Source organism: Streptomyces sp. NPDC093225, from assembly GCF_044753805.1.
GTDB lineage: Bacteria > Actinomycetota > Actinomycetes > Streptomycetales > Streptomycetaceae > Streptomyces.
This window is the reverse complement of the sequence record NZ_JBIVNX010000013.1, coordinates 60,665-74,091: the sequence shown is the minus strand read 5'-3', so window position 1 is coordinate 74,091 and position 13,427 is coordinate 60,665. Positions and strand designations below refer to the sequence as shown.

The 13,427-nt window shown below is 74.0% G+C and carries 11 protein-coding genes; 7 read left to right on the top strand and 4 right to left on the bottom strand.

Features of this window, described 5'->3' with window-relative positions; all coding sequences use genetic code 11:
* The first annotated feature begins 26 nt into the window (after window positions 1–26).
* Together eat and ACIQCH_RS14765 are read left to right on the top strand one after the other, a co-directional pair.
* Complete coding sequence (gene eat / locus ACIQCH_RS14770; RefSeq protein ID WP_402581058.1) at window positions 27–1,508, top strand: ethanolamine permease; 1,482 nt, start codon at window positions 27–29, stop codon at window positions 1,506–1,508.
* A gap of 96 nt (window positions 1,509–1,604) precedes the next feature.
* Window positions 1,605–2,345, top strand: a complete 741-nt coding sequence (locus ACIQCH_RS14765; RefSeq protein ID WP_402581057.1) for a gamma-glutamyl-gamma-aminobutyrate hydrolase family protein — start codon at window positions 1,605–1,607, stop codon at window positions 2,343–2,345.
* Between the two features lie 70 nt (window positions 2,346–2,415).
* On the opposite strand, the gene ACIQCH_RS14760 is transcribed toward ACIQCH_RS14765, so the two are convergent.
* Window positions 2,416–3,360 (bottom strand): LysR family transcriptional regulator, encoded by a 945-nt coding sequence (locus ACIQCH_RS14760; protein WP_402581056.1) that lies wholly within the window; start codon window positions 3,358–3,360, stop codon window positions 2,416–2,418.
* A 70-nt stretch (window positions 3,361–3,430) separates the two neighbouring features.
* Between ACIQCH_RS14760 and ACIQCH_RS14755 the strand changes: the two genes are divergently transcribed.
* Window positions 3,431–4,564 (top strand): TDT family transporter, encoded by a 1,134-nt coding sequence (locus ACIQCH_RS14755; protein ID WP_402581055.1) that lies wholly within the window; start codon window positions 3,431–3,433, stop codon window positions 4,562–4,564.
* Here ACIQCH_RS14755 and ACIQCH_RS14750 read toward each other — a convergent pair.
* Both ACIQCH_RS14750 and ACIQCH_RS14745 read right to left on the bottom strand, forming a co-directional pair.
* Window positions 4,533–5,231, bottom strand: coding sequence for a helical backbone metal receptor (locus tag ACIQCH_RS14750; protein WP_402581054.1), 699 nt, complete (start codon window positions 5,229–5,231; stop codon window positions 4,533–4,535). The two genes, ACIQCH_RS14755 and ACIQCH_RS14750, sit on opposite strands and share 32 nt — an antisense overlap.
* A gap of 32 nt (window positions 5,232–5,263) precedes the next feature.
* Complete coding sequence (locus ACIQCH_RS14745; RefSeq protein ID WP_402581053.1) at window positions 5,264–5,860, bottom strand: helix-turn-helix domain-containing protein; 597 nt, start codon at window positions 5,858–5,860, stop codon at window positions 5,264–5,266.
* A gap of 188 nt (window positions 5,861–6,048) precedes the next feature.
* On the opposite strand from ACIQCH_RS14745, the gene ACIQCH_RS14740 reads away from it, so the two are divergent.
* From ACIQCH_RS14740 to ACIQCH_RS14725, 4 genes are all read left to right on the top strand, one after another.
* Window positions 6,049–6,954 (top strand): 5'-3' exonuclease H3TH domain-containing protein, encoded by a 906-nt coding sequence (locus tag ACIQCH_RS14740; protein WP_402581141.1) that lies wholly within the window; start codon window positions 6,049–6,051, stop codon window positions 6,952–6,954.
* A gap of 92 nt (window positions 6,955–7,046) precedes the next feature.
* Window positions 7,047–7,853 carry a siderophore-interacting protein gene (locus tag ACIQCH_RS14735; protein WP_402581140.1) on the top strand — a complete coding sequence of 269 codons (807 nt, stop codon included), beginning with the start codon at window positions 7,047–7,049 and terminating at the stop codon, window positions 7,851–7,853.
* Between the two features lie 67 nt (window positions 7,854–7,920).
* Entirely contained in the window at window positions 7,921–9,450 is a 1,530-nt protein-coding gene (locus ACIQCH_RS14730) for a serine hydrolase (protein ID WP_402581052.1), read from the top strand.
* A gap of 47 nt (window positions 9,451–9,497) precedes the next feature.
* On the top strand, window positions 9,498–10,460 hold the full coding sequence (locus ACIQCH_RS14725) for an RluA family pseudouridine synthase (RefSeq protein ID WP_402581051.1): 963 nt from the start codon (window positions 9,498–9,500) through the stop codon (window positions 10,458–10,460).
* Between the two features lie 19 nt (window positions 10,461–10,479).
* Here ACIQCH_RS14725 and ACIQCH_RS14720 read toward each other — a convergent pair whose 3' ends face one another.
* Window positions 10,480–13,308, bottom strand: coding sequence for a DEAD/DEAH box helicase (locus ACIQCH_RS14720; protein WP_402581050.1), 2,829 nt, complete (start codon window positions 13,306–13,308; stop codon window positions 10,480–10,482).
* Window positions 13,309–13,427: the final 119 nt, after the last annotated feature.

Genomic DNA, 13,427 nt, shown 5'->3' with positions numbered 1-13,427 from the left:
TCCATCACCCCGAGGCAGGACCACCCATGGCCGAAGACACCGAGGCGCGCCTCACCCCCGTCCCCCCGCACGCCCCGTCCGCCGGGGCCGACCCCTCCCCCGACGCCGCCTACCTGGAGCGGCGCACGCTGCGCCGAGGCAGCGCCGGCTGGCTGCTGCTGACCGGCCTCGGCGTCGCGTACGTCGTCTCCGGCGACTTCTCCGGCTGGAACACCGGTCTGGCGCACGGCGGTTTCGGCGGCCTGGCCCTGGCCACCCTCCTCATGGGCGCGATGTACGCCTGCCTGGTCTTCTCCCTCGCCGAGCTGTCGGCGATCCTGCCCACCGCGGGCGGCGGCTACGGCTTCGCCCGCCGGGCGCTGGGCACCTGGGGCGGCTTCCTGACCGGCACCGCCATCCTCATCGAGTACGTGCTGGCCCCCGCCGCCATCGCCATCTTCATCGGCGACTACGTCGAGTCCCTGCACCTCTTCGGACTGACCTCCGGCTGGCCCGTCTACCTGGCCTGCTTCGCCCTGTTCATCGGCATCCACCTGTGGGGCGTCGGCGAGGCCCTGCGCTTCAGCCTGATCGTGACGGCGGTGGCCGTGGCCGCGCTGCTGGTCTTCGCGGTGGGCGCGCTGGGGCACTTCGACGCGGGCCGGCTCGACGACATCGCCGTGGACGCCTCCGCTTTCGGGTCGAGTTCCTGGCTGCCGTTCGGCGTGCTCGGGATCTGGGCCGCGTTCCCGTTCGGCATGTGGTTCTTCCTCGGCGTGGAGGGCGTACCGCTGGCCGCCGAGGAGGCCAAGGACCCGGTGCGCTCCATGCCCCGGGCGCTGGCCACCTCGATGGGCATCCTCGCCCTGCTCGCACTGGTCACCTTCCTCGTCGCCACCGGGGCGCGCGGCGCCGACGCCATCCAGGGGGCGGGCAACCCCCTCGTGGTGGCCCTGGAGGGCGACCCGGGCCTGTCGTGGCTGAAGACCTTCGTGAACTACGCGGGTCTGGCCGGCCTCGTCGCCTCGTTCTTCTCCCTCATCTACGCCGGCTCCCGCCAGCTCTTCGCCCTCTCACGGGCCGGCTACCTGCCCCGCTTCCTGTCCCTGACCAGCCGCCGCAAGGCCCCGTACCTGGGCCTGCTGATCCCGGGCGCGCTCGGCTTCGCGCTGGCCGCCGGCACCGGCGACGGCCCCCGCATGCTCAACATCGCGGTCTTCGGCGCCACCATCTCGTACGCGCTGATGGCCCTGTCCCACATCGTGCTGCGCCGCCGCGAGCCGGGACTGGCCCGGCCGTACCGCACGCCCGGCGGGGTGGCGACCTCCACGGCCGCCTTCGTGCTCGCCCTTTCGGCGCTGGTCGCCACCTTCCTGGTGGACAAGGAGGCCGCGTTCATCGCACTGGCCGTGTACGCGGCCGCCCTGGCGTACTTCGCGCTCTACAGTCGGCACCACCTGGTGGCCTCCGCGCCGGAGGAGGAGTTCGCGGCGCTGGCGGCGGCCGAGGCGGAACTCGACCGGGACTGACACCCGCCCGCCGACGGCCGACGACCGACCGCAACCGACTCCGACCGACCCCACCCCGCCGCGACCCGCTCGCCCCTGCTCCGGGAGGTTCCCGCTGTGCCCAGGCCGCTCATCGGCATCACCACCTACCTCGAGGCGTCCGCCCGCTACGGCCCGTGGGACGTACCGGCGGCCCTGACGCCGTCCGGCTACCACGAGTACGTACAGGCATCGGGCGGTACGGCGGTCCTGCTGCCGCCGGACGATCCCGAGCGGGCGGCGGAGCTGCTGACCCGGCTCGACGGCCTGGTCGTCGCGGGCGGCCCGGACATCGACCCGGCGCACTACGGGGCCGACCGCGACCCCCGTACCGGGGCGCCCAATCCGGCCCGCGACACCTGGGAGCTGGCGCTGATCCGCGCCGCGCTGGAGGACGGCGGCATCCCGCTGCTGGGCATCTGCCGGGGCATGCAGGCCCTGAACGTCGCCCTCGGCGGGACCCTCGTCCAGCACATCGACGGCCATGTGGAGGCTCCCGGCGTCATGTGCGACCACCGCGTGGCGCCGGTGGCAGGCACCCGGTACGGCGCGCTGGCGCCGGAGCCCACCGACGTGCCGACCTACCACCACCAGGCCGTCGAGACCCTGGGGCGCGGGCTCGTCGTCTCCGCCTGGGCCGACGACGGCACCGTGGAGGCCGTCGAACTCCCCGGTGCGCAGTGGGTCCTGGGCGTCCAGTGGCATCCCGAGCGGGGCACGGACCTGCGCGTGATGCGCTCGCTCGTCGAGACCGCCGCCACCGCCCGGGCCGCGGTGCCGGCCCCCGCCGCGGCTCCCGCGCCGGCCCCGGTGGCGTAGGCCGTCCCTTCGGGGTCGGGGCGGGCCCGTCCTTCCGGGCCCGCCCGTGCCCCGGCGGAACGGACACCCCCTACCCCCGCCGGCGGGTCAGCGACAGCAGGTCGCGGGCCGGGCCGGCGGGGCGGGCGCCCCCGGGCCAGACCGCCCGCAGCGACCGTTCCAGCAACGTGTCCGCCACCGGTACGACCACCAGCCGGCGGGCGGTGAGCTCCTCGCGCACCGCGAGCTCCGACAGCACGCACGCCCCGGCCCCGCTCTCCGCGGCCGCCTTCACGGCCGTGGTGGAAGCCAGCTCCAGCAGCGGGTCCGCCAGTCCGCCGTACGCGGCCAGCGCCGCCCCCAGCACCTCCCGGGTGCCCGAACCCCGCTCCCGCAGGATCAGCGGTGTGGCCGCCACCTCGTGGGCCGGGACCCCCGCGGCCCGCCGCGCCCACGGGTGTCCGGGCGCCACCGCCACCACCAGCCGGTCATGGGCGATCACCGCCGAGTCCAGGCCGTCGGGCACCGTACGCCCCTCCACGAACCCCAGGTCCGCCTCGCGCGCGAGGACCCGCTCGGCGACCGCCGCCGAGTTGCCGGCCTGCAGCGACACCGCGGTGCCCGGCCGCTCCGCGCGCAGCGCGATCAGCCAGCCCGGCAGCAGGTACTCGGCGATCGTCAGGCTGGCGGCCACCCGCAGCCGCGAGTCGCGCCGCCCGCGCAGGGCCTGCGCCCCGGCGTCGAAGGCGGCCGCCGCCTCCATGATCCGCTGGGCCCAGTCGGTGACCAGCGCCCCCTGTTCGGTCAGCCGCGAGCCGCGCGGCGAGCGCTCGACCAGGGACACCCCCAGCCGGGTCTCCATGGCCCGGATCCGGCTGCTGGCGGCCGGCTGGGTGATCCCCAGTTCGCGGGCCGCGGCTCCGAGGCTGCCCAGCCGGGCCACGGCCAGCAGCAGCTCCAGCGATCCCAGGTCGGGCACCCGGTGGGACAGCGGCGCGGCCGGTGCACCCCCGCCCCTGGACGTTCCGTCACTCATAAATCCAGTTTATGGGCCCATAGGGAGATCATCTCTACTGCGTCCGCTTCCCCGGGGCGACGCTGGGGCCATGGCCACCGTCATGCACCACCCCAGCACCCTCACCGCCGCAACCGAACGGCGGGAAGAGCGGCGCCGGCTCCCCGCCCTGCGCCACCTCGGTCCCAACTGGTACGCCTCCGTCATGGGCACGGCCATCATCGCCAACGCCGGCGCCGGCCTGCCGTACCAGTTCCCGGGCCTGCGCGGGTTCTGCCAGGTCATGTGGGCCCTGTCGGTGGCCGCGCTGGCCACCGTCCTGGCCGCCCGCGCCGGGCACTGGCTGCACCACCGCGACCAGGCCCGCGCCCACCTGCTGGACCCGGCGGTCGCCCCCTTCTACGGCTGCCTGTCGATGGCCCTGCTGGCCGTCGGCGGCGGCACCCTGCTGGTCGGCGGGGACCTCATCGGCCAGGGCCCGGCCGTGGCCGTGGACACCGTGCTGTACGTGGCCGGCACCGCCATCGGCCTGGTGGCCGCCGTGGCCGTGCCGTACCTGATGGTGGCCCGCCACGAGGTCGGGGCCGGCTCCGCCAGCCCGGTGTGGCTGCTGCCGCTGGTCGCCCCCATGGTCTCGGCCGCGCTCGGCCCCCTGCTGATCCCGCACCTGGCCGCCGGCCAGGCCCGCGAGGCCCTGCTGCTGGCCTGCTACGCCATGTTCGGCGTCAGCCTGCTGGCCACCCTTCTGATGCTGCCCCTGATCTTCGGCCGGCTGATCGTCGGCGGGCCGCTGCCGCTGGCGCTCACCCCGACCCTGTTCCTGGTGCTCGGCCCGCTGGGCCAGTCGACCACCGCCGTCAACCAGCTCGCCGACCAGGCCCCCCGCGCGATCGGCGCCCCCTACGCCGAGGGCCTGTCCGTGTTCGCCGTCGTCTATGGCGTCCCCGTCATGGGCTTCGCCCTGCTGTGGCTCGCCCTGGCCACCGCCCTGGTGGTGCGGGCCGCCCGCCGGGGCATGGGCTTCGCGATGACCTGGTGGGCCTTCACCTTCCCGGTCGGCACCTGCGTCACCGGTGCCGCCGGCCTCGCCCGGCACACCGGACTGGTCGCCCTGGAGTGGCTGGCCGCCGGGCTCTACGCCCTGCTGGTGCTGGCCTGGCTGGCCGCCGCCGCCCACACCCTGAGCGGGCTGCTCAGCGGACGGCTGCTCGCAGCCCCGCGCTGAGCACCGCCGGGGCCGCCACGAGCGAGGGCCCGTACCAGGTCAGGTGCCGGCCGCTGAGGAGGGCGGCCGGCACGTGCGGGAAGGCCTCGGGGCCGTCCGCCGCGGTGAAGGCGTACGGCTCGTCGGGGAGCACGACCAGGTCGCTGCCGGAGCCCACCAGCTCCGGCAGCGGCACCTTCGGGTAGCGCTCGGCGTGGTCGGCGTACACGTTGCGCACCCCGAGCCGGGCCAGCAGGTCGCCGGCGAAGGTGTCGCGGCCGAGCACCATCCAGGGCCGCCGCCAGATCGGCACCACCGCGCGCCACTCCCCCGCCGGCACCACCGACGCCCAGGCCTCCTCGGCCGCGTCCAGCCAGGCCGGGCGGGACAGCCCGCAGCCGGCCACCAGCACGCGCTCCAGCTCCCGGAAGGCGTCGGGCAGCGCGCGCACCTCGGTGACCAGCACCTCGACGCCCGCCGCGCGCAGCGCGTCGAGGTCCGGGGCCCGGTTCTCCTCCTCGTTGGCGACCACCAGGTCCGGGCGCAGGGCCAGGACCGCGGCCACGTCCGGGTTCTTCGTCCCGCCGATCCGTACGACGTCCAGGCCGGGCGGGTGGCTGCACCAGTCGGTGGCGCCGACCAGCAGCCCCGGGGCCGTCGCGGCGACGGCCTCGGTGAGCGACGGCACGAGGGAGACGACCCTGGGGCCCCGGCCCGGGCTCACCGGCCGGGGGGTTCGGTGACGGCGTCGACGTGGTCGCCGACCGCCACGACCAGCAGCCGGGTGCCCTCCCCGGTGGACCGCCAGCGGTGGCGCACCCCGCCGGACAGGAACAGCGAGTCCCCGGCCTCGAGCCGGTAGGCCCGGCCCTCGGCCTCGACCTGGCAGGAGCCCTCGACCACGTACATCAGCTCGTCGTTGCGGTGCTGGTACTCGCGGCCCGCGTCCTGCTCGCCGGTGAACTCCAGCGCGTGCAGCTGGTGGTGGCCGTGGACGAGCGGGCGCACCCCGGCGGGGGCGAGCCCGGAGGACTCGCCGGCGCGCACGAGGTCGACGGTACGGGTCCCGTCGGAGGCCTCCAGCAGTTCGACGGCGGTGGTCTCCAGCGCGTCCGCGACCCGTTCGAGGGAGCGCATGCTGGGCCGGGCCCGCTCGTTCTCTATCTGGCTGAGGAACGGCACCGAGAGACCGCTGCGCGCCGCGACGGCGGCGAGGGTGAGCTGGAGCTGCCGGCGCCGTTTGCGGACGGCGGCACCCACCCGAAGCGGTTCCTTGCCGTCCCTCTCCTTGTCCTTGTCCCTGTCCTTCTCGTCCATGGCCGGGGCTGCCCTCCCCTTGGTCCGGTCGCACATGGGTGTGCTGTAAGCACCTTACGCAGCTTCCGCCCCCGGATTCGCGCGCACGGCGAACTCCGCATCCGTACGCTCACGCAGCGTGGCCGCCCGCGTGCGCGCCGGGGCCGCGGGCGGGCTGCGGCATCATCGTCAGCGTGACCCGACGCCTGATGCTCCTCGACACCGCTTCCCTCTACTTCCGCGCCTACTTCGGCGTCCCCGACTCCGTGCGCGCCCCCGACGGGACGCCCGTCAACGCCGTGCGCGGGCTGCTCGACTTCATCGCGCGGCTCGTCCAGGACCACCACCCCGACGAGCTGGTGGCGTGCATGGACGCCGACTGGCGGCCGCACTGGCGGGTCGACCTCATCCCCTCCTACAAGGCGCACCGCGTCGCCGTGGAGACGGCGGCGGGACCGGACGAGGAGGAGGTCCCCGACACCCTCGCCCCGCAGGTGCCGGTGATCGAGGCGGCACTGGACGCCCTCGGCATCGCACGCGTGGGCGTCGCCGGGTACGAGGCGGACGACGTGATCGGCACGCTGACCGGCCGGGCCACCGGCCCGGTGGACATCGTCACCGGCGACCGCGACCTGTACCAGCTGGTGAGCGACGCCCGGCAGGTGCGCGTGCTCTACCCCCTCAAGGGCGTGGGCACGCTCCAGATCACCGACGAGGCGGTCCTCGCCGAGAAGTACGGGGTCGACGGCCCCGGGTACGCGGACCTGGCGCTGCTGCGCGGCGACCCGAGCGACGGCCTGCCGGGCGTGCCCGGCATCGGCGAGAAGACGGCCGCGAAGCTGCTCGACGCCTACGGCAGCCTCGACGGGATCATGGCCGCGGTCGACGATCCGGCGTCGAAGCTGACCCCGGCGCAGCGCCGACGCCTCGACGAGGCGCGGCCGTACGTGGCGGTCGCCCCCAAGGTCGTCAAGGTGGCCTCCGACGTTCCGCTTCCGTCGTTCGACCCCACACTGCCGAAGGCTCCGGCGGACCCCGAGGCCCTCTCCGACCTGGTACGACGCTGGGGTCTGGGTGGAGCGGTCGAAAGGTTGCTCTCCACACTTCGGGCCTGAGGTGCTAGGTTAGGCAAACCTAAGTGACACGTCAGGGGAAACGGGGTACCACCGTGGCAGGAGTAGTGGCCCTCAAGGAGGCGCGCACACGCATGGTCGGCACGGCCACCGTCGTACACACCGAGCGGCTCGGTCCGCACATGGTGCGTGTGGTGCTGGGCGGACCGGAACTGGCCGGCTTCGATGCGGGCGAGTTCACCGACCACTACGTGAAGCTGCTCTTCCCCGCCGACGGCGTCACCTACGCCGAGCCCTGGGACATGGAGGAGATCCGCGCCTCCTTCCCCCGCGAGCAGTGGCCGCGCCAGCGCGCGTACACCGTGCGGTCCTGGGACCCGGCCCACCGCGAGCTCACCATCGACTTCGTCCTGCACGGCGACGAGGGCCTGGCCGGCCCCTGGGCCGCGCGGGCGCGGCCGGGCGAGCGGGTGCACTTCCTCGGCCCGGGCGGCGGCTACGCCCCCGACGCCGCGGCGGACTGGCACCTGCTGGTCGGCGACGAGAGCGCACTGCCGGCGATCGCGGCGGCGATGGAGCGGATGCCGGCCGGCGCGCAGGTGCGCTGCTTCATCGAGGTCGAGGGCAAGGCCGACGAGGTGAAGGTCGCCACGCCCGACGGGGTGCAGCCGGTGTGGCTGCACCGGGGCGACCGCCCGGTGGGCCAGCGCCTCGTCGAGGCCGTCACCGGCCTGGACTTCCCGGTCGGCTCGGTGCACGCCTTCGTCCATGGCGAGGCCGGCTTCGTCAAGGAGCTGCGCCGCCACCTGCGCCTGGAGCGCGGCGTGCCGCGCGAGCGGCTCTCGATCTCCGGCTACTGGCGCCTCGGCCACACCGACGAGGCCTGGCGCAACACGAAGCGCGCCTGGAACGCCCAGGTCGAGGCCGAGCAGGAGTCCTGACCCGGCGGGGCCGGAGACCCGGCCCCGCCGACGCGCGCGCGCCCGTCGACCGTCGTTCAATGGGACCATGCGCCACCGACGCAGAGGACTGGCACTCGCCACCGGGCTCACCCTGGCGGCGGGGGCCGTGGCAGCCGCCACCGCCGCACCCAGCCCCACCCCGCCGCCCGACCCCGTCCGCAGCGCCCTCGGCAAGCTCGACTCCCAGGTCGAGGAGGTCATGCGCCGCACGGGCGTCCCCGGCGTCGCGGTCGGTGTCGTGCAGAACGACAAGGTCGTCTACCTCAAGGGATACGGAGTCCGCAGCACCGAGGACCCGGCGAAGAAGATCGACCCCGACACGGTCTTCCAACTCGCCTCGGTCTCCAAGCCGTTGGCCTCCACCGTGGTGGCCGGCGCCATCGGCGCGGACGGCTGGGACAAGCCGCTGACCGGAGTCACCCTCAAGGACCCCTGGGTCAGCGAGCACGTCACCGCGGCCGACCTGTTCTCCCACCGCTCCGGCCTGCCGGACCACGCCGGTGACCTCCTCGAGGACCTCGGCTACGACCGCTCGTACATCCTGTCCCACCTGCGCTACGAGCCGCTGGCCCCGTTCCGCGCCAGCTACGCGTACACGAACTTCGGGCTCACCGACGCCGCCGAGGCCGTCGCCCAGTCCAAGGGCGTCCCGTGGGAGAAGCTCTCCGACGACCTCCTCTACAAGCCGGCGGGAATGAACCACACCAGTTCCCGCTACGAGGACTACGTCAACGCCCCCGACCGCGCGCTCACGCACGTCAAGGATCCCGACGGCACCTGGACCCCGCGCTACCAGCGCGATCCCGACGCCCAGTCCCCCGCCGGCGGCGTCAGCTCCACCGCCCGGGACATGACCCGTTGGCTGCGCCTGCAACTCGGTGACGGCAAGCTCGACGGCAAGCAGGTCATCGACGCCGACGGACTGGCGGCCACGCACGTGCCGCAGATCGTGACCCACCCGCCCGCCGCGAACACCATGCCGGGCTTCTACGGCCTGGGCTGGAACGTCCGCAACGACGACAAGGGGCGGCTGCACCTGAGCCACTCCGGCGCGTTCGCGCTGGGGGCCAACACCAACGTCACCATGGTCCCGGACGAGCACCTCGGCATCGTGGTCCTCACCAACGGCGCCCCCGTCGGCCAGGCCGACGTCGTCGCCCTGAACTTCTTCGACACCGTCGAGCACGGGAAGCCGACCCGCGACTGGCTGCCGGTGGTGGCCAAGGCCTACGAGGAACAGCTGAACCCGACGGGGAACTCGAAGACCGACTACGCCCACCCACCGTCCGACGCCCGCCCCGCCCGCGCCGACAGCGCGTACACGGGCACGTACGACAACCCGTACTACGGCAGGCTGACCGTCACCGCCGAGCCCGGCGGCGGCGGAGGGCTCGTCCTGCACCTGGGCCCGAAGCCGCTGGCCTTCCCGCTGACGCACTACGACGGCGACACGTTCAGCTTCGAGACCGTCGGGGAGAACGCGGTCGGCCGCACCGGGGTGTTCTTCAAGGACGGCACGGTGCGCGTCGAGTACCTGGACGCGAACGGCCTGGGCACCTTCCAACGCGCCCACTGAGCGCCCGCCCCGCGGCCCCGCCGCCGCACCCCGTAGCCTTGGCCGGGATGAGACGCAGAGCCCCGCTTCCCCCCTCGCCCCTCCCCCAGCGCCTCGGCATCGACCCGGTGCGGCTGCGGCTGCCGGAGGGCGAGTGGCCGGACCCGGGCACGTACCTGCGCCACCGGTACGAGGGCGGCGCCGGGGCCGGCGCCATGGCGCGACTGCTGGAGCGCGGCGAGGTGTACGGGGCCGACGGCACCCCGGTCCGCCCCGGGGACCCGTACACGGCGGGGGCGTTCGTCTGGTTCCACCGGGAGCTGCCGGCCGAGCCGGTCGTGCCGTTCCCGCTGCCGGTGCTGTACCGCGACGACCACCTGCTGGTGGCCGACAAGCCGCACTTCCTGGCCACCACCCCGCGCGGCAGCCACGTCATCCAGACCGCGCTGGCCCTGCTGCGCCACCGGCTCGGCCTGCCCGAGCTGAGCCCCGCGCACCGGCTGGACCGGCTCACCGCGGGCCTGGTGATGTTCAGCGTGCGGCCGGCCGACCGGGGCGCGTACCAGGGGCTGTTCCAGGACCGGCGCGTGCGCAAGGAGTACGAGGCGGTCGCCCCGTACGACCCCGCCCTGGCGCTCCCGCGGACCGTGCGCAGCCGGATCGAGAAGACCCGCGGGGTGATGGCCGCCGAGGAGCTGCCGGGCGAGCCGAACGCCGAGAGCCGCGTCGAACTCCTGGCCCACCGGGCGGGGTTGGGCCGCTATCGGCTCACCCCGGCCACCGGGCGCACCCACCAGCTGCGGGTGCACATGAACGCCCTGGGCGTGCCGATCCTGGGCGACCCGGTCTACCCGGCCGTCCTCGACCCGGCCCCCGACGACTACCGCCGGCCCCTCCAACTCCTGGCCCGCACACTGGAGTTCACCGACCCGGTCACGGGCCTGGCGCACCGGTTCGCGTCCTCCCGCACCCTGCAGGCCTGGGAGGACCTCCCGGGTTGGGAGGCCCCTCCTCCGCAGCAGGACCGCTAGGGCCTGCCTTTTCGGATCCCTAGCCGACCGAGCTGTACGCCACCACGCCGCGCAGCATGGCGTCGACCGCCTTGCGGGCGTTCTTCGCCACCGTGCTGCCCTCGGCCGGGGCCGCGGCCGCGATCTGGCCCAGGACGTCGATGACCTGCTTGCACCAGCGCACGAAGTCGCCGGCCGGCATCTCCGCCTCGCGCAGCACCTCGTCGAGGCTCTTGTCCGAGGCCCACTGGTACGCCGCCCACGCGAAGCCGAGGTCCGGCTCCCGCTGGCCCACGCCCTCGGCCTGGTTGATCCGGTGCTCCTCCTCCAGGGCGTCCAACCGGCCCCAGATGCGCACCATCTCGCCCAGCGCCGCCTTCGCGCCGCCGCCCGGCAGCTTCGGCGCCACCGCGTCGTCGGACTGCCGCGCCTCGAACACCAGCGCCGACACGCAGGCCGCCAGCTCCGCCGGGGTCAGGCCCTCCCAGACCTTCTCCCGCAGGCACTCCGAGGCCAGCAGGTCCAGTTCGCCGTACAGCCGCGCCAACCGCCTGCCGTGCTCGGTGACCTCGTCCTCGCGCAGGTAGTCCAGCTCGGTGAGCAGCCGGTGGATCCGGTCGAAGGTCCGGGCGATGGTGTTCGTCCGGCCCTCGATGCGCCGCTCCAGCTGCTTGGTGTCCCGCTGCAGCCGGTGGTAGCGCTCCGCCCAGCGGGCGTGGTCCTCGCGCTCGTCGCAGCCGTGGCAGGGGTGCGCCCGCAGCTCGGCCCGCAGCCGCGTGATCTCGCGGTCGTCGGCCGCGGCGGCCCGGCCGCGCCGGTGCCGCTCGGGCTCGATGTGCCCGGCCTTGGTCCGCAGCGCCGAGGCCAGGTCGCGGCGGGACTGCGGGGAGCGCGGGTTGAAGGACTTGGGGATCCGCATCCGCTCCAACGCCTCCACCGGCACCGGGAAGTCGATCGCGGCCAGCCGCTTGACCTGCCGCTCCGCGGTCAGCACCAGTGGGCGCGGGCCCTCCTGGTACTCGTACCCGCGGTGGCCGTTCGACCGCCCGCCGGGCACACCCGGGTCCAGGACGAGCGCCAGGCCCGCGAACTTGCCGGTCGGCACGTGGATGACGTCACCCGGCTTCAGCTTCTCCAGCGAGGCCGCGGCCTGGGCCCGGCGCTGCGCGGCGCCGTGCTTGGCGAGCTCGTTCTCCCGGTCCTTGAGGTCGCGGCGCAGCCGGGCGTACTCCTCGAAGTCGCCGAGGTGGCAGGTCATGCCCGCCTTGTAGCCGCTGAGGCCCTCCTCGTTGCGCTGCACCTGCCGGGAGATGCCGACCACCGAGCGGTCGGCCTGGAACTGCGCGAAGGAGGTCTCCAGCAGCTCCCGCGAGCGGTGCCGGCCGAACTGCTGGACCAGGTTCACGGCCATGTTGTACGAGGGCCTGAAGCTGGAGCGCAGCGGGTACGTACGGGTGCCCGCCAGGCCCGCGAGCGCGGCCGGGTCCATGCCCCGCTGCCACAGCACCACGGCGTGGCCCTCGACGTCGATGCCGCGCCGGCCGGCCCGGCCGGTCAGCTGCGTGTACTCGCCGGGGGTGATGTCGGCGTGCTGCTCGCCGTTCCACTTGACGAGCTTCTCGAGGATCACCGTGCGGGCGGGCATGTTGATGCCCAGCGCGAGGGTCTCGGTGGCGAAGACGGCCTTGACCAGGCCGCGGACGAACAGCTCCTCCACGACCTCCTTGAAGGTGGGCAGCATGCCCGCGTGGTGCGCCGCGATGCCCCGCTCCAGGCCCTCCAGCCACTCGTAGTAGCCCAGGACGTGCAGGTCCTCGGCCGGGATGGAGGCGGTGCGCTCCTCGACGATCTCGCGGACCCGGAGGCGCCCCGCGTCGTCGTTCAGCCGCAGCCCCGCGTACAGGCACTGCTGGACGGCCGCCTCGCAGCCGGCGCGGCTGAAGATGAAGGTGATGGCGGGCAGCAGGCCCTCGCTGTCGAGGCGCTCGATGACCTCGGGCCGGCCCGGGGTCCAGACCCGGTTGCGGGCCCGCCGCTCGCGCTCGCGGTCGGCCTCGCGGACCATCTTGCCGCGCCGCCGGTCCCGCGGGTTGTACGTGCGGCTGTTCTCCATGCGGGCCATGCGCAGCAGGTCGGGGTTGACCTCGCGGCGGGCGGAGCCGCGGCCGCCGTGGTCGCTCTCCTCCTCGAAGAGGTCGTAGATCCGGCGCCCGGCCATGACGTGCTGCCACAGCGGGACCGGCCGCTCCTCGGAGACGATCACCTCGGTGTCGCCGCGGACGGTGTCCAGCCAGTCGCCGAACTCCTCGGCGTTGGAGACCGTCGCGGACAGCGACACCAGGGTCACCGACTCGGGGAGGTGGATGATCACTTCCTCCCAGACGGCGCCGCGGAAGCGGTCGGAGAGGTAGTGCACCTCGTCCATCACCACGTACCCCAGGCCCAGCAGCGACTGGGAGCCGGCGTACAGCATGTTCCGCAGCACCTCGGTGGTCATGACCACGATGGGGGCCTCGGAGTTGACGCTGTTGTCACCGGTGAGCAGGCCGACCTTCTCGGCGCCGTAGCGCTTGACCAGGTCCGCGTACTTCTGGTTCGACAGGGCCTTGATGGGGGTGGTGTAGAAGCACTTGCGCCCCTGCTGCAGGGCCAGGTGCACGGCGAACTCGCCGACGATCGTCTTTCCCGAGCCGGTGGGCGCGGCCACCAGCACGCCCTTGCCCGCCTCCAGGGCCCGGCAGGCCTCGATCTGGAAGGGGTCGAGCCCGAAGTCGTACAGCTCGCGGAAGGGGGCCAGCGCGGTGGCCTCCTCGGCGGCGCGGATCCGCGCGGCGGCGTACCGCTCGGCGGGTGAGAGATCCTCTGTCATCTTGTCTCCGAGACTACCCGGCCCCTCTGACAGCCGTCGCGATCTTTACTGAAGGTCTGACAAACCGGTCAGTACCCGTACAGCGGCCGTTCTGCACCCGAACACGCCAGGAAACGCGA